Raw genomic sequence first — 1,150 nt, 5'->3', positions numbered from 1 at the left:
GGCGCAATACCGGTTGGCTGAAGAAGAACCCATGGTTCGAAGCCGACGTGGTGCCGCGCCTGCAGGCGGCCGTAAGGGATGTACTGGATGACTGAAACGACCCCGCTCGATACTGCGCATGCCGCGATGCAGGCTGACGCCGATGACGATCTGGCGCGGTTGCGTTTCTACGAAAGGGTTGCGGATTCCGAATTATTCCTGCTGCTGAAGGACGAACCGGAGGGCGACGCGGTGGAACCCGTGCTGCACGAAGACGCCTATGTGCTGGTTTTCGACCGGGCAGCCCGGCTTTCTGCTTACGTGGGGCAGGCGGCACCCTATGTCGCGCTGTCGGGGCGCGCCATTGCCGGGATGTTGCAGGGGCAAAAGCTGGGCATGGCGATCAACCTCGATGTTGCGCCATCTGCGGTGTTGCTGCCGCCGGAGGCGATCGACTGGCTTTGTGAAACGCTGGCGCAGGCCGCGAGCGAGGTTGAAACGCGCATCCAGCAGGTTCTGCCACCGAAGGGCCTTCCCGAAAGCCTTGTCACCGCATTGGACGCAAAGCTTGCCACGGCGACGGGGATGGCGGCCGGGGCCTATCTTGTGGCTGTTGAATACGAAGGGGGCGGCAGGGGGCATCTGCTCGGCTTTGTCGGGGCCATCGAGCGGGCGCAACCGGCGCTGGTGCGCGCGGCGTCCGAGGCGCTGACATTCTCTGGCATCGAGGCCGGGGAGATGGACGTGGGCTTCTTCGCCGCGGGTGATGCCGTGGTGCCCCGGTTGGCGAAGGTGGGCCTGCGATTCGACCTGCCGCAGCCCGAAGCTTTGCAGAAGACTCCCCGTATGACAGCGCCGGGAAGCGATCCGGCGAAGCCGCCGATCCTCAGATAGATGCGGTATCAGGGCGCAGGCGTCGCGCCCCGATCAGAGCATCAGCGCCGACGGTCGCGGCGCGCGCTCATGGGTTGGAACGCCACGCCCACATGCGCCTCGCAGTAGGGTTTGCCTTGCTGGACGGGAAGACCGCAGAACCAGAAATCCTCGGTCGCGGGGTCGCCGACGGGCCATTTGCAGGTCCGTTCGGTCAATTCCATTAAGCCGATCTTCTTCGCCTTCTTCTCGATCTCGTTGACCTTGGCGAGCGCTTCGGGGCTGATCTCGTTCGCGG

The 1,150-nt window shown here is 64.6% G+C and carries 2 protein-coding genes and 1 pseudogene; 2 read left to right on the top strand and 1 reads right to left on the bottom strand.

The window, feature by feature from the left end:
* Positions 1-95: pseudogene (locus A3764_RS26075) on the top strand (uracil-DNA glycosylase family protein); the annotation flags it as partial.
* Positions 88-873 (top strand): SseB family protein, encoded by a 786-nt coding sequence (locus A3764_RS17520; protein WP_067925890.1) that lies wholly within the window; start codon positions 88-90, stop codon positions 871-873. The pseudogene A3764_RS26075 and the gene A3764_RS17520, both read left to right, overlap by 8 nt.
* A 41-nt stretch (positions 874-914) precedes the next feature.
* On the opposite strand, the gene A3764_RS17515 is transcribed toward A3764_RS17520, so the two are convergent.
* Positions 915-1,150: GcrA family cell cycle regulator (locus A3764_RS17515; RefSeq protein ID WP_236628236.1), on the bottom strand; the 236-nt coding region annotated here is incomplete at its 5' end.

The sequence above is a fragment of the Sulfitobacter sp. HI0129 genome (genome assembly GCF_001635395.1).
Lineage (GTDB): Bacteria > Pseudomonadota > Alphaproteobacteria > Rhodobacterales > Rhodobacteraceae > Sulfitobacter.
Note: the sequence above shows the minus strand (reverse complement) of the source record. Positions and strands in the feature narration are given on the sequence as shown.